We start from the raw sequence: 19,037 nt of genomic DNA, 5'->3' as shown, positions 1-19,037 counted from the left end.
GCGCAGCGCCGCCCGGCATTTCCACCTTAGCTGAAAACCACCTGCGCCCAACGGGCCAGACCGGCGGTGACGGAGCCAAAATCATCGCCCCCGGCAATCGGGATACCCGGCAACTGCTGTGCCAGCGCTTTTTTGATCAGCGGTGAACGGGCGCTACCGCCGGTGAGGTAGATCACGTCCGGCTTTTCGTTGCCGTTATCCAACGCCAGCTGCACCTGTTCCAGAATGCGCTGTAACGGCTGCGCCAGCGCCGCTTCCAGCCCCTGCTGGCTGATGGCGGTCGCCAGTTCATCGCTGATGAACGGCAGCGTTACGTCGTGCTCTGCGGCCCCGGAGAGCGCAATTTTGCTCTCTTCGGCGCTGCGCACGACGCGATAGCTCAGACGCTGACGCCATACTTTATGCAGCAGCGCCACTTTGTCGCCGTCCTGGGCATCGCGCACCAGATCGTTAAGAAAACGTCCGTTGGCGACGCTGTAAAAATCACTCTGGGCAGGCACATCGTTGATCGCCACGGCGTTCCACCACGGCAGGATCGGCAGGGCGGTGCCTTTTTCGGTCTGGCCGCCCATACCGAGCAGCGGCATCAGGCTCCGGAAGGCGAGGGCGATATCCAGGTCGTTACCGCCGATACGGCAGCCGCTGTGCCCTAGCAGGCTGGTTTCGCGATCCCGGCGCTGGTGCCATTGTGGGCCCATCAGCAGCAGCGAGCAGTCGGTGGTCCCGCCGCCGATATCCACTACCAGTACTCGTTTTTCACCGCTCAGGGTCGCTTCAAAATCGAGACCGGCAGCAACCGGCTCGTACTGGAACACCACGTCGCGGAACCCGGCGCGCTGGGCGGCACGCTCGAGGATCCCCTGCGCCTGTTGGTTAGCCTCATCGCCCCCAAGACCCTGGAAGTTGATCGGACGGCCAATCACCGCCTGGGTGATCTCTTCCGTCAGCTGGGACTGCGCCTGCTGGCGAATATGCAGCATCATGGCGCAGACCAGATCTTCAAACAGCGCCACCTGCTGCGGTTTCAGGCCGCTGGCACCGAGGAAGGATTTTGGTGACTTAACGAAGTACACCTCCTCCGGGTCCTCAATATAGTGACCCAGCGACGACAGACCAAACTGCACGCTACCTGGGGTGACATCGATATCTTCGTCGCGGTTAAAGTTGACCGCGCGGCGCAGCAGCGCCTGCGTTTCCGTGCCGGTGGCCGGAACCTGGTGATGGCGGTACAGCCACTCGCTCACCGCCTCGCGGGTCGGTGCGCAGAGCATCGACGGCAGCAGCGTGCTGTTATTTTCCATTTTCAGCAGCTGCGGCTGCCCGTTTTGCATTACTGCTACTGAGCAGTTGGCGGTGCCATAGTCAAATCCGATAAACACGTCAGCGTCCCCATGCCATTGAGAAGGGGCGAGACTTTAGCGAAATGTCAGGCTGGCGACAACAGGAATATGAAAGCAAGGCGCAACCTGCCATCTCCGTTTATGCTGAGACAGGACAACAAAAGGAGCGACGATGTTTACCCTCACCTGGCAGCCGCCCTATGACTGGCAATGGATGTTGAAATTTCTTGGCGATCGTGCGGTCGCCGGGATTGAAACCGTGACCGCCACCGACTACACCCGCAGCTTTGCCTGCCGGGGCTATCGGGGGCTGATCCAGGTTACGCCGCAGCCGCAGGCGGGCACGCTGGAGGTGGTGCTCAGCGACGGGCTGCTGCCGATTGCCGATCTCTGTCTGCAACGCATCACCCGCTTGTTCGATCTGCACTGCGATCCGCAGCAAATCGCCGCTACGCTCGGCACCCTGGGGGCCGCGCGGCCCGGCCTGCGCCTGCCGGGTTCGATGGATACCTGGGAGCAGGGTGTGCGCGCCATCCTCGGACAGCTGGTCAGCGTGGCGATGGCCGCGAAACTGACCGCGAAGCTGGTGGCGCTGACTGGCGACCTCCTGCCGAAAGCGCCGGGCTATCGCTGCTTCCCGGAACCTGCTGCGGTGGCGGGGGCCGATCCGCTGGCGCTGAAGGCGCTGGGCATGCCGCTGAAGCGCGCGGAGTCGCTGATCCATCTGGCGCAGTCGGTAGTGACGGGGGATTTTCCGGCGGAGGCCCCGGAGGATATCGCCAGCGCGATAAAAGCGCTGCAGACCCGGCCCGGGATTGGCCGCTGGACGGCGAACTACTTTGCCCTGCGCGGCTGGCAGGCAAAAGATGTCTTTCTGGCGGATGATTATCTGATTAAGCAGCGTTTTGCCGGGATGACCCCGGCGCAAATCCGCCGCTATGCCGAACGCTGGCAGCCGTGGCGCTCGTACGCCCTGCTGCACATCTGGTACACCGACGGCTGGACGCCGTCAGTTGATGCCGAAGTAACTGGTATTTAGCAGGAGTTCCAGCGGCTGCGGCTCACCGATGGTGTTGCCGAAGATGTAGTCGATACCAATGCCGGAGAGAGTGTCCATCATGATCGGCTGGTTGCTCGGCCCGGCAATGGTCTTGATGCCCAGGCGCTGGGCATGGCCCTGAATAATGGTCACCAGCATCTCATCCATCAGATTACCGTGGACGTTAACCACCAGCTCCGGATCGAGGAGCAGGTAATCGGCCATCTGCGCGCTCAGGTGGTTAAACACCTCCATATCGCGGCCGACATGGCTCAGGATAATGCGGCATCCGGCCTGGCGCAGTTTGTCCAGATTGTTGCGGGAGTGCTCATCCTCCAGCGTCAGCACGCTGACGGGCACCACCAGATGCAGCAGACGCGGCTGCAGCGGACTGGCGCTCAGCATCTCCAGCAGCTCATCCACCAGCGTGGCGCTGGCAAGTCCGGCCATCGACAGCGGCAGGGCGACCCCGGTGCCTTTGCTGGTCAGTGGCGTGGCGAAATTGCGGAAAAACTCTTGCAGGATCCGTCTGTCGAGGGCGTGAATTAACTCAGGCTCCGCCAGTCCGGCCCGGAAGGCCTGTTCTTCCAGCATCTCGCCGTCGTTGGTCCACAGACGCAGGGCCAGCATCCAGAAGGTGCTGCTCTCGGGAACCCGCGGTGAGGCGACGCTGCGGGCGATCATCAGCAGATGATTGTCTTTGATCATATGCCACTGCTCGTCGAGGGAGATGGTGCCCGGCGCGTTGTGCATCCTTTCCTGCTGCGGCTCATACACCGTCACCACGCCGCGACCGTTATTTTTAGAGGAGTAGCAGGCGATATCGGCCTGCGACATCACCTCAGAGGCCTGATTGTTGCGCTCGTCGATCTGGGTGATACCGGCGCTGGCACCGATCCGGTGCAGGCGGCCCTCCCACATAAAGTGATACTCGTTGATGGCGTCAATGATGCGACCCGCTATGTAGCGCGCGCTTTCGGTATTGCAGTCCGGCAGCAGCAGGCCGAACTCATCCCCGCCGAGGCGCGCCAGCATGTCGGTGGAGCGCAGCATGCTGAGCATCAGCGACGACAGCTCCCGCAGCAGGGCATCCCCCGCCGCGTGGCCAGCCGTGTCGTTGACCGCCTTAAAGCGGTCCAGATCGATAAACACCAGCGCGTGACGCTGACGGGTCTCCTGCACGGTATGTAACATCCGCTTGAGATAGGATTCGAAGCTGACGCGGTTCGCCAGGTGGGTGAGGGCATCGTGCGAGGCGTTGTAGCTCAGCTCGCGCAGCATTTTGCGCGACTCGGTGACGTCCTGAATGACCAGCACCGAGCCGATATTCTGCCCGTCGAGGGTGCTGAGCGGGGTAATGCTGTAGTGGATATCGTAGCTGCCGCCGTTGCGGCTGTGCAGCACCACGTCCTGTTCGATGTCGGTCCGGGACATATCCCCGCTGTGAATGTTCTCCATCAGCGGGCCGTTATCCCCGAAGGTAATGTGCAGCACCGAGAGGATCGGTTGCCCCAGCGCATCCTGCTGCAGCCAGCCGCTCATCTTCTCCGCCACCGGGTTCATAAAGGTGACATTCATATTCACGTCGGTACAGAGCACCGCTTCACCGATGGAGTCGAGGGTAATATGCAGACGCTCTTTTTCCTGGAACAGCGCCTCATTCAGCTCCTTGACCTCGGTCATGTCCATATTGATGCCGAGCAGACGTTCCACTTCACCCTGTTTATTCAGCACCCGGTTTGCCAGGGCGCGGATATGGCGAATACCGTCTTTCACCCGGATACGGAACTCCAGCTTGAAGGGGATACGGGCCGCCAGCGCATCGCGCACCACCTGTTCTGCCTGGGCGCGATCTTCCGGCAGCATGCACTCGTGCCACAGCTGCCAGGTGGGTTTAACGTGGGCCGGAACTTCGTACAGCTCGAACATACGCTTGTCCCAGCTGATGACGTTAGGTTTGACGTCCCACTCCCAGATGCCGATCCCGCCCGCTTCGTTAGCCAGGGTAATACGCTCCATCAGGCGCTTGTTGACCCATTCGGTATGCTTGAGATCGTTAATGTCTTCGATCTGGGCGATAAAGTAGAGCGGCGTGCCGTCGGCGTGACGCACCAGCGACACCGCCAGCAGCGCCCAGACCACCTCCCCATTACGGGTGTAGTAACGTTTCTCCAGCGAGTAGCTGTTGATTTCGCCCTTTAACAGCTGGTCCAGCTGCTCCAGGTCGCTTTCCAGATCTTCCGGCCAGGTTAACTGCTGGAAGTTAAGGGCGCGCAGCTCTGACTGGCTGTAGCCGAGGAACTGACACAGGGCTTTATTGGCCTGCAGCCACTGGCCGTCGGTGCTGACCAGCGCCATGCCGATGACGGAATACTCCATCGCATTGCGGAAGCGCTCTTCGCTCTCGGTAATGTGCTTGCGCTCTGCGCGGAACGCATACATCACCATGGTCATGACGTTGGCGGGCAGCAGCATCATCAGGAACGGCAGCCAGGGGGCGTTGATCATCACGCTGGCATTTTGCGTCACCAGCGAGGTGGGATTTTTGGCGATCATCAACGACACCATCATCACCGTGACGAGGAAGACCAGGAAGGCTTCCAGGCGCGGGAGACGCACGGCGCTCCACATCAGCAGAACAATAATGGCCGTAAACGGCCACGGCAGAAACTGCAGGGCGATCCAGCTCAGGATTAGCGTCACCACCATGGTCAGCAGCGTTTCGAACAGCAGGCGCGGATTGCGGTGACGCAGAAGATAGTGCGGTTTGAACAGCAGGCCTAACGGCACCAGCGCCAGCGAGCCGATGGACTCCGACAGCACCCAGACCAGAAAACTGCGCACGGGCTCGTCATTTGGCACCAGCAGATAAATCAGCACTCCGCCCAGCAGGGGAGGGAGCACGGCGCTCCCGATGGCCAGACGGATCCAGTCTCCGAGGTTCTGCAGCGGATTGTAGCTGGGGAGCAGTTTACGCAGCAGCAGGGCCCCGACGAAGGCCTCTGCGATGTTGATGCCGGCGAACCACAGGTTGAGCGACTCCCAGGAGTAGATCAGCCCGGAGGCACAGATGTTACCGAGGGTGCAGGCGAGGGCAATCCCGGGCCACATCTTCCCGGCGTGACGATAAAACGCCACCATCATAATGGCGGTCGGGAACCATAAAGGTGCCAGAAATGTTCCGAAACGCGTTAGTTCAAGCGAGAAAAGAGTGAAGATGAAGGTAACCAGACCAAGACTGACAAGCCGTAGTAAAGGATGTGGCGTAGTTACCAAAACGCGCTGGTATTTTTTATTCATTACCGCTTTATCCGAAGACGCCATGCCGCCAGGAGCCAACTCCGGACGAATTCATTTCTAATTTGAAGCATGCTAGTACAAACAATTTACAATTAATATGGTAGGCGCTCATAATTTGACATCACAGAGTTATTAAATACTTATCCTGCAAAGATTTCATCTTCGGTGCTGAAAAAGTGAGCAGGGAAATTTATGACAGGGAGGATCCGCCTGGACTTTGAACCCGTCTTGCATAACATTTCTATTCGACTGGTATCAGGCCCGTGAAATCCCTATAATTGCCGCGTTTGACGCTCATGCGTCGTCCTTCCTTACATCCAGGTTACTCAATTTATGACTGATAAGTCTCATCAGTGCGTCATTATAGGCATCGCCGGCGCATCGGCTTCAGGTAAAAGTCTCATTGCCAGTACGCTTTACCGTGAATTACGTGAACAGGTCGGTGATGAGCACATCGGTGTCATTCCAGAAGACAGCTACTACAAAGATCAAAGCCATCTGTCGATGGAAGAGCGTGTTAAGACCAACTATGACCATCCCAGCGCGATGGATCACAGCCTGTTATTCCAGCACCTTCAGGCCCTGAAGAACGGCACCGCCATTGAGCTGCCGGTTTATAGCTATGTTGAACACACCCGTCTGCAGGAAACCGTTCGCATTGCCCCGAAAAAGGTCATCATCCTCGAAGGGATCCTGCTACTGACCGACGCCCGTCTGCGCGAGTCGATGAACTTCTCGATTTTTGTCGATACCCCGCTGGATATCTGCCTGATGCGCCGCATCAAACGTGACGTGAACGAACGCGGCCGCTCCATGGATTCGGTCATGGCGCAGTACCAGAAAACGGTACGCCCAATGTTCCTGCAGTTCATTGAGCCTTCCAAACAGTATGCCGATATCATCGTGCCGCGCGGGGGTAAAAACCGCATTGCCATTGATATTCTGAAAGCGAAAATCAGCCAGTTTTTTGAATAACACGCGCGAATTGTGTACCGTTCAAAGATAATCGGGTTCGCCCTCCGGCTTTGTTGGCCAGAGGGCGCGATGCACCAAAGGAGAAAGTGGCATGCGTCTTTGTGACCGAGATATTGAAGCCTGGCTGGACGAAGGCCGTCTCACCATTACCCCGCGCCCGCCGGTCGAGCGGATTAACGGCGTCACCGTCGATGTGCGTCTGGGAAATAAGTTTCGTACCTTCAGCGGTCATACCGCGCCCTTTATCGACCTGAGCGGGCCGAAAGATGAAGTCAGCGCGGCACTCGATCGGGTGATGAGCGATGAAATCGTGCTGGCCGATGGCGACGCGTTTTACCTGCACCCGGGTGAACTGGCGCTGGCGGTCACCTTTGAGTCGATCACCCTGCCGGCAGATCTGGTGGGCTGGCTCGACGGACGCTCCTCTCTGGCGCGTCTGGGGCTGATGGTGCACGTCACCGCGCACCGTATCGATCCCGGCTGGTCCGGGCGGATCGTGCTGGAATTTTTCAACGCGGGTAAACTGCCGCTGGCGCTGCGCCCGGGCATGATGATCGGCGCGTTGAGCTTTGAGCCGTTAACCGGTCCGGCGGCCCGTCCGTATAATGCCCGCCAGGATGCAAAATATCGCGACCAGCAGGGTGCGGTCGCCAGTCGTATTGATAAAGACTGAGCTTAAATCCGGTCCATTGAGGAAGCCATGAGAAGAGTTCTGACAACGCTGATGATTTTGCTGGTGGTGCTGGTTGCTGGCCTTTCAGCGTTGGTTCTGCTGGTCAACCCCAATGACTTTCGCGCCTACATGGTGCGTCAGGTCGAGGTCCGCAGCGGGTATGCGCTGAAGCTGGAGGGGCCGCTGCGCTGGCACGTCTGGCCGCAGCTGAGCATCCTGTCCGGGCGCATGTCGCTCACCGCGCCGGGGGCCACTGTGCCGCTGGTGGCTGCCGACAATATGCGCCTCGATGTGGCGTTGATGCCGCTGTTTTCGCATCAGCTGCAGGTCAATGAGGTGATGCTCAAAGGGGCGGTGATCCAACTGACCCCGCAGTCTGAGGCGGTGCGTAACGCCGACGCGCCGGTGGCCCCACGTGAAAACACGCTCCCGGATAAAGCGGAAGATGCCGGCTGGTCATTCGATATTGGCCGCCTGAAGGTGGCGGACAGCCTGCTGGTGTTCCAGCACGAAGATGACGAGCAGGTCACGGTGCGCAATATCAACCTGCAGATGGAGCAGGATGAACACCACAAAGGCAAGATCGACTTCAGCGGCCGCATTAACCGCAATCAGCGCGATCTGAAGCTTTCCCTCGCCGCCAATGTGAACGCCTCTGACTATCCGCACCTGCTGAGCGCTGACATCCAGCAGCTGAGCTGGCAACTGACCGGCGTCGATCTGCCTGCGCAGGGTATCAGCGGCCAGGGCACCCTCCAGGCGCAGTGGCGTGAAGAGCAGAAGCAGCTTGAACTCAACCAACTCAATTTACAGGCCAATGACAGCGCGATGACCGGCCAGGCCAGCGTGATCCTTGGCAGCGAACCGCAGTGGAACATGAACCTGCAGTTCGACAATCTTAATCTGGAAAACCTGCTCCCGGCCCAGGCCGCCGCGGCTGCCGACGGCGAGGCGGTGCAGCAGGGGCAAACGCAGGCCAAACCTCAGCGCCCGGTGATCTCCTCCAACCTGGAGCAGCCCGATTACAACGGCCTGCGCGGCTTTAGCGCCGATATCCTGCTGAAAGCCAACAGCGTGCACTGGCGGGGGATGGACTTCACCCAGGTTAGCAGCCAGATGACCAACAAGAACGGCCTTCTGACCATTGCTGAGCTGAGCGGTAACATGGGAGAAGGGCATCTCTCCTTACCCGGCACGCTCGACGTGCGTAAAGCGGTCGCCCGGTCCTCTTTCCAGCCGCGTCTGGATAACATTGAGATCGGCACCATTCTGAAGGCCTTTAACTACCCGATTTCGCTCACCGGTAGCCTGACCATGGCCGGTGATTTCTCGGGCAGCAAGATTGACGCCGACGCCTTCCGTCACCACTGGCAGGGCCAGGCCCATCTGGAAATGCAGAATACCCGCATGGAAGGGCTTAACTTCCAGCAGCTGGTGCAGCAGGCGGTGGAGCGTAGCAGCAACGTGAAGGTAAAAGAGAACGTCGACAACGCGACCCGTCTGGACAGCTTTGTCACCGACCTGAGCCTCGACGCAGGGCAGGTGACGCTGGATGATATGCAGGGTGAGTCGCCAATGCTGACGCTCGAAGGAGACGGGAGTCTGGATCTGATTAAAGAGACAGCCGACACCCGCTTCAAAATCCGCGTGCTGGAGGGCTGGCTGGGTGAAAGCAGGCTAATCGATTTCCTGAAAACCACGCCGATCCCGCTGAACGTCTACGGCAACTGGCAGGCGCTCAACTACAGCCTGCAGGTGGACCAGCTGCTGCGTAAACATCTCCAGGATGAGGCGAAACGTCGTTTAAGCGGTTGGGCGGAAAAGAATAAAGATTCGCAGAACGGTAAAGATGTGAAGAAGCTGCTGGATAAGCTTCAGTAGCATTGTTCCCCTCACCCGGGAGGGTGAGGGGAACGCATCACACCTCGTAATCCACATCATCCTGCGTCATCAGCGGGATCAGCTGCACCTTCTGCACCCGGTGGTTTTCCACCTCCAGGGTTTTCAGCGCATAATCTCCCACCTGAACCTCTTCACCCGGCTGCGGGATCCGCTGCAGGTATTCCATCAACAGACCGGCGATGGTGTGGTATTCGCGCTTATCGTCCAGCGGCAGCGGCACGTACTGCACCAGATCCTCCAGCGGCATATGACCGTTGGCGGTCCAGCTGCCGTCGGCATTCTTCTGAATATCGTGCCGGGCGTCGATCTCTTCCACTTCGTTCGGCAGGTTACCGGCGATGGTCTCCATCACGTCGCTGAGCGTCACAATCCCCTCTACGGAACCAAACTCATCCACCACGAAGGCGAAATGGGTCCGCGCGTTGCGGAACTGTTCCAGGGCCTGCAGCAGCGGCAACACTTCCGGGAATACCAGCGGCTGGCGGATTAGCACCCGCAGATTGAGCGGCTCGCCGCGCAGCTGCTGATTGAGCAGGTCGATAACATGCACCACGCCCAGCAGCTCCTCCTCCTGATCCCCGCCGGTGACCACAATGCGGGTGTGCTGGTTTTTATCCAGCAGCGCACGAATGGTGCTCTCGGGCGTGTTCAAATCGATATGTTCAATATCGTGACGCGAAGTCATGATGCTGCTGACCGAGCGCTGATTAAGATGCAGCACCCGCTCAATCATCCGCCGCTCCTGCGGGGCAAAGATTGGGCTGTCGTCGTGGTCGGCAAGTAGCGAGGCGCTCTGCGCATCCAGTTCGGCATCCTCTTTTTTACCGCTCAGCAGGCGAATAACCGTGTCGGCGGTGCGCTGGCGCAGGGTCTGATTGGCAGAGAGGAAGCGGCGACGATTGAAGATCGCCAGCTGGTTCAGCGCCTCAATAATCACCGAGAAGCCAATCGCGGCGTACAGATAGCCTTTCGGAATGTGGAAGCCAAAACCGTCTGCCACCAGGCTAAAGCCGATCATCAGCAGGAAGCTCAGGCATAAAATCACAATCGTTGGGTGATCGTTGACGAAGCGGGTGAGCGCCTTGCTGGCCATCACCATCAGCACAATAGCGATAATTACCGCGGCCATCATCACCCCAAGGTGATCGACCATCCCCACGGCGGTGATCACCGAGTCCAGGGAGAAAACGGCGTCCAGCACCACGATTTGCGCTACCACGGCCCAGAATTTGGCCCCGCGCCGCTGGGTGGGGTTCTCGTTGTCCTTGCCTTCCAGCCTTTCGTTAAGCTCCATGGTGGCTTTGAAGATCAGGAAAAAGCCGCCAAACAGCATGATTAGATCGCGGGCGCTAAAGCCAAATCCGTGGACGGTAAACAGCGGGCGGGTGAGCGTCACCAGCCAGGAGATAGAGGCCAACAGCAGCAGGCGCATCACCATCGCCATTAACAGGCCGGTAATGCGGGCGCGGTCGCGCTGAGCAGGGGGCAGTTTTTCGGCGAGAATAGCGATAAAGACCAGGTTATCGATACCGAGCACAAGTTCCAGCACCACCAGGGTGACCAGCCCGGCCCATATTGATGGATCTGCTATCCATTCCATAGTGTGAGTAATACCTTTTGTTATATGACAATTGTCACATTTCGATCATGGATACTGCGCCTGAAAAATGCAATGCCAGCCGGGCATTTATCTGTACAGATTTTACTGAATCAGGATGGAAATAAACCCTGCACTCTGTGGGTTAATATTGTGAATAGTCTGTATTATCGCAAAATAAGAAATATCGCAGGTCAAAGTGCTCCCTTCAATAAAGTCAATATAAAGCTATTCCTAAAAACGCAGAAGTGTGGCCGTTAATATTAATCTTAAAAGCCACGCCTTCGTTGATGTTTCCTTGCCTGCTATTCCGTTAGCTGCAACAATTCTTTCAGCATCAAATTGCGCTGTTTTTTTGCTGCTATTTCTGTATCGGTTTAATGACGTGAAAAACTTATATCGGGTTCGGAATTATCCGGCCTTTTATATTTTTCGTTATGCCGTGCCAAAGAGGGTGTTTACTCATAACGTACTGTTTAAACAGTAGATTGGTAACTGAAAGCCAAGGGCGGTAGCGTGCCTGAAAGCGTGTTAATCAGCCTCGATTATTCTGTCAATAGTCTGAATGCAAATAAGCCTCTTTTAGGACTGATGCCAGTTATATTTCACTTTTATTGACTGCATGCTAAAAGTAATACGCCTCCGCGCTTATTTAAATGCACAGGATAATTACTCTTCCATAGTGATAAATAATCAATGATGAAATCCAAAATGAAATTGATGCCATTATTGGTGTCTGTGACCTTGATGAGTGGTTGTACGGTCTTTCCCGGCAGCAATATGTCAGCATCGGGCAAGGATGTGATTAAACAGCAGGATGCTGATTTTGATATCAACCGCATGGTGAATGTTTATCCAATGACCCCGCAGCTGGTTGAACAATTACGCCCCCGCCCGACCGTCGCGCGGCCGAACGTGAGCCTCGATGAGGAGATTGCCAACTACCAGTACCGCGTGGGGCCTGGAGATGTCATCAACGTCACCGTCTGGGATCACCCGGAGCTGACCACCCCGGCAGGGCAGTATCGTAGCTCCAGCGATGCCGGTAACTGGGTTCAGCCGGATGGCACCATGTTCTATCCCTATGTCGGCAAAATACGTGTTGTTGGCAAAACGCTTTCCCAGATTCGTAGTGATATTACCGGCCGTTTAGCGCAGTACATCGCCGATCCGCAGGTGGACGTTAATATCGCCGCATTCCGTTCGCAAAAAGCCTATGTCTCTGGCCAGGTGAGTAAATCCGGCCAGCAGCCGATCACCAACGTGCCGCTGACGGTGCTCGACGCCATCAATGCCGCGGGCGGCCTCACCGATGGCGCCGACTGGCGCAACGTGGTGTTGACCCATAAAGGTAAAGAGGAACGTATCTCCCTGCAGGCGCTGATGCAGAACGGCGACCTGAGCCAGAACCGTCTGCTCTATCCAAGTGACATCCTGTTCGTGCCGCGCAATGACGATCTGAAAGTGTTCGTGATGGGCGAAGTGAAGAAACAGAGCACCCTCAAGATGGACTTCAGCGGCATGACCCTGACCGAAGCGCTGGGCACCGCGGAAGGGCTGGATATGAGCACCTCCGACGCCAGTGGCATCTTCGTGATCCGTCCAATTACAGGAAATGGTGGGAAGGGCAAGATTGCCAACGTCTACCAGCTCGATATGTCTGATGCGACCTCGCTGGTGATGGCAACCGGGTTCCGCCTCCAGCCGTATGACGTGGTGTACGTCACTACTGCACCGGTAACGCGTTGGAACCGTGTGGTCAGCCAGCTGCTGCCAACGATCAACAGCATCCATACCATGACCGATACGGTACATCAGTACCACAACTGGTGATAACGATGTTTAACAAAATTCTGGTGGTTTGTGTGGGGAACATCTGCCGTTCCCCCACCGCTGAGCGGCTTTTAAAACAGTACCAGCCACAGCTGACCGTCGCGTCAGCCGGGCTGGGCGCGCTGGTCGGCAAAGGGGCCGACCAGCGCGCAAGTCAGGTAGCGGCAGAGCATCAGCTTTCGCTCGACGGGCATTGCGCCCGTCAGGTGACAGCCAGCCTGTGCCGGGACTACGACCTGATCCTCGCCATGGAAAAACGCCACATCCACGCCCTGTGCGATATCGCACCGGAGATGCGCGGCAAGGTGATGCTCTTTGGTCACTGGGACAATGAGCGTGAGATCCCCGATCCGTATCGCAAAAGCCATGAAGCGTTTGAGGCGGTTTACACCTTACTCGACCAGTCTGCCCGCCAGTGGGCACAGGCACTGAACGTTCAGCAGGGATAATAATGACAGCAAACGTAAAACCTTCTTCCTCCCCGAGTACGGGCGGTGATGAGATTGATATTGGTCGCCTGATCGGCACCGTGGTCGAGGCGCGCTGGTGGGTGATAGGCATCACCGCAGTGTTTGCCGTTGCGGCGGTGATTTACACTCTCTTCGCCACGCCGATCTACAGCGCGGATGCGCTGGTACAAATCGAGCAGAACAGCGGCAGCTCGCTGGTGCAGGACATTGGTTCGGCGCTGGCGAACAAGCCGCCCGCCTCGCAAGCGGAAATTGAGCTGATCCAGTCCCGCCTGGTATTGGGTAAAACCGTGGACGATCTGGATCTCGACATCGGCGTCAGCAAAAACACCTTCCCGGTGTTTGGCGCGGGCTGGGACCGGTTGATGGGCCGTCAGAACGACACCGTCAAAGTCACCACCTTTACTCTGCCTGCCGGGGGAGCCAGCCAGGTCTTCACCCTCGAGGTGCTGGGCAAAGATCAGTATGAACTCACCAGCGACGCCGGGTTTAGCGCCCGCGGCAAGGTGGGGGAGATGCTGACCAAAGACGGCGTGAGCATGATGGTTAGCGCCATTCATGCCCAGAGCGGCAGCGAGTTCACCGTCAGCAAATTCTCGATGCTGGGGATGATCAATAACCTGCAGGGCAATCTGACGGTCACCGAAACCGGGAAAGATACCGGGGTGTTGAGGCTGACCTTTACCGGGGAAGATAAGGATAAGATCCGCGACATTCTCAACAGCATCACCCGCAACTACCAGGCGCAGAACGTGAAGCGCAAGTCGGAAGAGGCGTCAAAAAGTCTCGACTTCCTTGCCAAACAGCTCCCGGAAGTGCGCGGTCATCTGGATGCAGCCGAGAACAAGCTCAACGCCTTCCGCCAGGATAAAGATTCCGTCGACCTGCCGCTGGAAGCGAAGTCGGTGCTGGATTCGATGGTCAACATCGACGCCCAGCTCAACGAGCTGACCTTTAAAGAGGCGGAAATTTCCAAGCTCTACACCAAACGTCACCCTGCCTACCGCACGCTGCTGGAAAAACGCCAGACCCTGGAAGAGGAAAAAGCGAAGCTCAATGGCCGCGTCACCGCGATGCCAAAAACTCAGCAGGAGATCCTGCGTCTGACCCGCGACGTGGAGTCCGGTCAGCAGGTCTATATGCAGCTGCTGAACAAACAGCAGGAGCTGAAGATCACCGAAGCGAGCACCGTAGGCGACGTGCGGATTGTCGATCCGGCCATCACCCAGCCCGGCGTGCTGAAGCCGAAGAAGGCGCTGATTATTCTCGGCAGCATTATTCTCGGCCTGATGCTCTCCATCGTTGGCGTGCTGCTGCGCTCCCTGTTTAACCGTGGGATCGAAAGCCCGCAGGTGCTGGAAGAGCACGGCATCAACGTCTACGCCAGCATCCCGCTGTCGGAGTGGCAGAAGTCCCGTGACAGCGTCAAAACCACTAACGGGGTTAAACGCTACAAACAGAGCCAGCTGCTGGCAGTCGGTAACCCAACGGATCTGGCCATCGAAGCCATTCGTAGCCTGCGCACCAGCCTGCACTTCGCCATGATGCAGGCCAGCAACAACGTGCTGATGCTCTCTGGGGTCAGCCCGTCCATCGGGAAAACCTTCGTCTGCGCCAACCTGGCGGCGGTGGTCAGCCAGACCAACAAGCGCGTGCTGCTGATCGACTGCGATATGCGTAAGGGCTACACCCACGAGCTGCTGGGCACCAACAACGTTAACGGTCTGTCGGAGATCCTGCTCGGCAAGGGCGATATCACCCAGTGCGCGAAACCGACCTCCGTGCCTAACTTCGACCTGGTCTCCCGTGGGCAGGTGCCGCCGAACCCGTCGGAACTGCTGATGAGCGAGCGCTTCACCCAACTGGTGAAGTGGGCCAGCGAGAATTATGACCTGGTAATCATCGATACCCCACCAATCCTGGCGGTCACCGATGCGGCAATCGTGGGTCGCCACGCGGGCACCACCCTGATGGTGGCGCGTTATGCGGTCAACACCCTGAAAGAGGTCGAAACTAGCCTCAGCCGCTTCGAGCAGAACGGCATTCCGGTGAAAGGGGTGATCCTCAACTCCATCTTCCGTCGCGCTACCGGGTATCAGGATTACGGGTATTACGAGTACGAATATAAGTCGGACAATAAGTAATGAGCCATTCGGGGAATACCATGACAACACGCCCTTTGATTTCTATCTATATGCCGACATGGAACCGTCAGCAGCTGGCGATCCGTGCGATAAAGTCGGTATTGCGCCAGGATTACGACCACTGGGAGCTGATCATCGTCGATGATTGCTCCTCCTCCTGGGAACAGCTGCAGCAGTTTGTCACTGACCTGAACGATCCGCGGGTGGTTTACACCCACAATGCCATCAACTCCGGCGCCTGCGCGGTTCGCAATCAGGCGATCCTGCAGGCTAACGGTCAGTACCTGACCGGTATTGATGACGACGATGAGTGGACGCCGAACCGGCTCTCGACCTTCCTGGCGCATCAGCATCATCTGGTGACCCATGCGTTCCTGTATGCCAACGACTACGTCTGCGAGGGGGAGGTCTACTCCCAGCCCGCCAGTCTGCCGCTGTACCCGAAATCACCCTACTCGCGCCGCCTGTTCTACAAGCGCAACATCATCGGCAATCAGGTCTTTACCTGGGCATGGCGTTTTAAGGAGTGCCTGTTCGATACCGAACTGAAGGCCGCCCAGGACTACGACATCTTCCTGCGGATGGTGGTGGAGTATGGCGAGCCGTGGAAAGTGGATGAGGCGACGCAGATCCTGCACATCAACCACGGCGAGATGCAGATCACCTCCTCACCGAAAAAGTTCTCCGGCTATTTCCACTTCTACCGCAAGCACCGGGACAAGTTCGATCGCGCCAGCCGCAAGTATCAGCTGTTTACTCTGTATCAGATCCGCAACAAGCGCATGAACTGGCGCACGCTGCTGACGCTAATCTCGGTGCGCAACGGTAAGCGTCTGGCTGACGGACTGCGGGGGAAATAATGGTGCTGGAAGATTGTCGCGCAAACAGCTGGAGCCTGCGCCCCTGCTGCATGGTGCTGGCCTACCGGGTGGCCCATTTCTGCTCCGTCTGGCGCAAAAAGAACGTCCTCAACAATCTGTGGGCGGCCCCGGTGCTGGTGCTCTATCGCATCATCACCGAGTGCTTCTTCGGCTATGAAATCCAGGCCGCAGCCACCATCGGACGGCGCTTTACCATTCACCACGGCTATGCCGTGGTGATCAATAAATTCGTGGTTGCCGGGGATGATTTTACCATCCGCCACGGCGTGACCCTTGGCAACCGCGGTCCGGACAGCCTTGCCTGCCCGGTGATTGGCAATAACGTTGAGCTGGGCGCCAACGTGGTGATGATTGGTGATATCACCGTAGGCAATAACGTCACCATCGGGGCCGGGAGCGTAGTGCTCGACAGCATCCCGGACAACGCGCTGGTGGTGGGCGAGAAGGCCCGGGTGAAGGTGATCAAATGAATATTCTGCAATTTAACGTGCGCCTCGCCGAGGGCGGGGCGGCAGGCGTGGCGCTGGATCTGCACCAGCGCGCGCTGCAAAAAGGGCTTCAGTCGCGCTTTATCTACGGCTACGGCAAGGGCGGCAAGAAGAGCGTCAGCCACGACCGCTATCCGCAGGTGGTGAAACACACCCCGCGTCTGACCTCGGTGGCGAATATTGCGCTGTTCCGTCTGTTTAACCGCGATCTGTTCGGCAACCTTAACAGCCTGTATCGCACCGTGACCCGCACCACGGGCCCGGTAGTGCTGCATTTTCACGTCCTGCACAGCTACTGGCTGAAGCTGGAGGAGGTCGTGGCCTTCTGTGAGAAAGTGCAGGCGCACAAACCGGATACCACCTTCGTCTGGACCCTGCACGATCACTGGAGCGTTACCGGCCGCTGCGCCTTTACCGACGGCTGCGAAGGCTGGAAAGACCATTGCCAGAAGTGCCCGACGCTCGGCAACTATCCTCCGGTGAAGGTGGATCGCGCTCATCAGCTGGTGGCCGGTAAACGTCAGCTGTTCCGCGACATGCTGGCGCTCGGCTGCCAGTTCATCTCCCCCAGCCAGCACGTGGCCGATGCGTTTAACAGCCTGTACGGGGCAGGGCGCTGCCGAATCATCAATAACGGCATCGATGTGGCCACCGAAGAGATTCTGGCCGAGCTGACCCCGGTCGTCGTGACGCCGGGTAAACCGAAAATCGCGGTGGTGGCCCACGACCTGCGCTACGACGGCAAAACCAACCAGCAGCTGGTGCGCCAGATCATGGCCCTCGGGAACAAAATCGAACTGCACACCTTCGGGAAGTTTTCGCCCTTTGACGGTACCAACGTGATTAACCACGGCTTCGAAACCGACAAGCGCAAGCTGATGAGCGCCCTGAACGGCATGGATGCGCTGGTGTTCAGCTCCCGGGTGGATAACTACCCGCTGATTTTGTGCGAAGCGCTCTCCATCGGCGTGCCGGTGATCGCCACCCACAGCGACGCGGCGCGGGAAGTGCTGGAGAAATCAGGGGGCAAAACCTTCACGGAAAACGAGGTGCTGCCGCTGGTGCAGCTGTCGAAAGCGGAGATTGCTCAGGCCGTTTTTGGCACTGACCTGGAATCGTTCCGCACCCGCAGCCGTCAGGCCTACAGTGGACAACAGATGCTGGAGGAGTATGTCTCGTTCTATCAGAATCTGTAGCTATCTGCTGCTGCCGCTGATCTACCTGCTGGTCAACGTCAAAATTGCCCAGCTGGGTGAAAGCTTCCCCATCACCATCGTGACCTTCTTACCGCTGCTGCTGCTGCTGTTTGTCAACAAGATCAGCGTGAAAAAGCTGATGATTGCCCTGGGGTTGGGAGTGGGGCTGACGGCCTTTAACTACATCTTTGGTCAGTCGCTGGACGCCAGCAAATATGTCACCTCCACGATGCTGTTTGTCTATATCGTGATCATTATCGGGATGGTGTGGAGTATTCGCTTTAAAACCATCTCGCCGCACAATTATCGGAAGATCCTCAGGTTCTTTTATCTGGTCATCGGCATCATTGTGACGATAGCGGCGCTGGAGATGGCGCAAATTATTTTGACAGGCGGCAGTAGCCTGATGGAAATAATTTCGAAATATCTTATTTACAGTAATAGCTATGTACTGAATTTCATTAAATTTGGTGGCAAGCGTACAACAGCACTCTATTTCGAACCGGCATTCTTTGCTCTGGCGTTAATCTCAATTTGGCTCAGCATCAAACAGTTTGGTATCAAAACGCCCAAGAGCGATGCTATGATTCTTGCAGGAATAGTCCTGTCAGGATCGTTCTCCGGGGTAATGACCTTTATCCTGTTTTACCTTCTTGAGTGGGCGTTTCAGTATCTGAATAAAGAGGCGATCAAGAAAAAGTTACCTTTAGCGATCATTTCATTGTCGGTGTTCCTGGTCGGGGTGGTATTTGCCTTCCCGTATATTTCTGAACGCCTGGGTGATTTGGGTACCGAAGGATCGTCATCGTATTATCGTATTATCGGTCCGCTGGTGATGGTGGGTTACTCTTTAACCCATATTGATGGCGTAGTCAGATTCGGCTCACTTTACGAATATGTCGCATCATTCGGAATCTTTAACGGTGCGGACGTCGGAAAAACCATAGACAATGGCCTGTATCTGCTGATTATTTATTTTTCGTGGTTCGCAGTGTTATTAACGGCGTGGTATCTGTTCAAAGTTTTCAAAATGACGATCAGCGCCTTTGGCGATAATCAGAATTTTCGCGTACAGCTTTATCTTTTTACGCCGGTGTCGCTGTTTTTTACCGGCTCAATATTTAGCCCGGAATACGCATTCTTAATTGTTTGCCCGTTTATTTTGCGCAAGGCGCTTAATATTACGCATTCATAACGAG

At 57.1% G+C, this 19,037-nt stretch carries 14 protein-coding genes; 11 read left to right on the top strand and 3 right to left on the bottom strand.

The genetic code is table 11. The annotated features are described in order from the left end of the window. Positions 1-26: 26 nt before the first annotated feature. Positions 27-1,379, bottom strand: a complete 1,353-nt coding sequence (yegD, locus tag M8318_RS17570) for a molecular chaperone (RefSeq protein WP_262663726.1) — start codon at positions 1,377-1,379, stop codon at positions 27-29. A 133-nt stretch (positions 1,380-1,512) separates the two neighbouring features. On the opposite strand from yegD, the gene alkA reads away from it, so the two are divergent. Beyond that, complete coding sequence (gene alkA, locus M8318_RS17565) at positions 1,513-2,379, top strand: DNA-3-methyladenine glycosylase 2 (RefSeq protein ID WP_262663725.1); 867 nt, start codon at positions 1,513-1,515, stop codon at positions 2,377-2,379. Here alkA and M8318_RS17560 read toward each other — a convergent pair. Continuing rightward, the gene (locus tag M8318_RS17560) at positions 2,350-5,679 is read right to left on the bottom strand and encodes a diguanylate cyclase (protein WP_262663724.1); all 3,330 of its coding nucleotides are present in this window, start codon (positions 5,677-5,679) and stop codon (positions 2,350-2,352) included. The two genes, alkA and M8318_RS17560, sit on opposite strands and share 30 nt — an antisense overlap. A 333-nt stretch (positions 5,680-6,012) precedes the next feature. Here M8318_RS17560 and udk point away from each other — a divergent pair, with 333 nt between their 5' ends. The 3 genes from udk (at position 6,013) to asmA (ending at position 9,208) form a co-directional block, all read left to right on the top strand. Next, entirely contained in the window at positions 6,013-6,654 is a 642-nt protein-coding gene (gene udk / locus M8318_RS17555; RefSeq protein ID WP_032612454.1) for a uridine kinase, read from the top strand. A 91-nt stretch (positions 6,655-6,745) separates the two neighbouring features. Further along, positions 6,746-7,327, top strand: coding sequence for a dCTP deaminase (gene dcd, locus M8318_RS17550; protein WP_106993508.1), 582 nt, complete (start codon positions 6,746-6,748; stop codon positions 7,325-7,327). Positions 7,328-7,354: 27 nt separating this feature from the next. Further along, on the top strand, positions 7,355-9,208 hold the full coding sequence (asmA, locus tag M8318_RS17545) for an outer membrane assembly protein AsmA (RefSeq protein WP_262663723.1): 1,854 nt from the start codon (positions 7,355-7,357) through the stop codon (positions 9,206-9,208). A gap of 37 nt (positions 9,209-9,245) precedes the next feature. On the opposite strand, the gene M8318_RS17540 is transcribed toward asmA, so the two are convergent. After that, complete coding sequence (locus M8318_RS17540) at positions 9,246-10,829, bottom strand: TerC family protein (protein ID WP_262663722.1); 1,584 nt, start codon at positions 10,827-10,829, stop codon at positions 9,246-9,248. A gap of 693 nt (positions 10,830-11,522) precedes the next feature. Between M8318_RS17540 and M8318_RS17535 the strand changes: the two genes are divergently transcribed. From M8318_RS17535 to wcaD, 7 genes are read left to right on the top strand one after another with little or no spacing between them, the layout of a single operon-like run. Beyond that, on the top strand, positions 11,523-12,659 hold the full coding sequence (locus tag M8318_RS17535; protein WP_262663720.1) for a polysaccharide export protein: 1,137 nt from the start codon (positions 11,523-11,525) through the stop codon (positions 12,657-12,659). A 5-nt stretch (positions 12,660-12,664) separates the two neighbouring features. Further along, on the top strand, positions 12,665-13,108 hold the full coding sequence (wzb, locus tag M8318_RS17530; RefSeq protein ID WP_262663719.1) for a low molecular weight protein-tyrosine-phosphatase Wzb: 444 nt from the start codon (positions 12,665-12,667) through the stop codon (positions 13,106-13,108). A gap of 2 nt (positions 13,109-13,110) precedes the next feature. Beyond that, positions 13,111-15,273, top strand: a complete 2,163-nt coding sequence (gene wzc, locus M8318_RS17525) for a tyrosine-protein kinase Wzc (protein ID WP_262663718.1) — start codon at positions 13,111-13,113, stop codon at positions 15,271-15,273. Between the two features lie 20 nt (positions 15,274-15,293). Further along, the gene (wcaA, locus tag M8318_RS17520; protein ID WP_106993567.1) at positions 15,294-16,133 is read left to right on the top strand and encodes a colanic acid biosynthesis glycosyltransferase WcaA; all 840 of its coding nucleotides are present in this window, start codon (positions 15,294-15,296) and stop codon (positions 16,131-16,133) included. A 2-nt stretch (positions 16,134-16,135) separates the two neighbouring features. Beyond that, positions 16,136-16,624, top strand: a complete 489-nt coding sequence (wcaB, locus tag M8318_RS17515; RefSeq protein ID WP_103792230.1) for a colanic acid biosynthesis acetyltransferase WcaB — start codon at positions 16,136-16,138, stop codon at positions 16,622-16,624. Next, positions 16,621-17,838 (top strand): colanic acid biosynthesis glycosyltransferase WcaC, encoded by a 1,218-nt coding sequence (gene wcaC / locus M8318_RS17510; protein ID WP_262663717.1) that lies wholly within the window; start codon positions 16,621-16,623, stop codon positions 17,836-17,838. Before wcaB ends, wcaC begins: the two co-directional genes overlap by 4 nt. Then, the gene (wcaD, locus tag M8318_RS17505; RefSeq protein ID WP_262663801.1) at positions 17,813-19,033 is read left to right on the top strand and encodes a colanic acid polymerase WcaD; all 1,221 of its coding nucleotides are present in this window, start codon (positions 17,813-17,815) and stop codon (positions 19,031-19,033) included. The genes wcaC and wcaD overlap by 26 nt, the downstream gene beginning before the upstream one ends. The last annotated feature ends 4 nt before the right edge of the window (positions 19,034-19,037 follow it).

The organism is Leclercia tamurae, from assembly GCF_025566055.1.
Classification (GTDB): Bacteria; Pseudomonadota; Gammaproteobacteria; order Enterobacterales; family Enterobacteriaceae; genus Enterobacter; species Enterobacter tamurae.
This window is presented reverse-complemented; position numbering and strand designations above follow the sequence as displayed.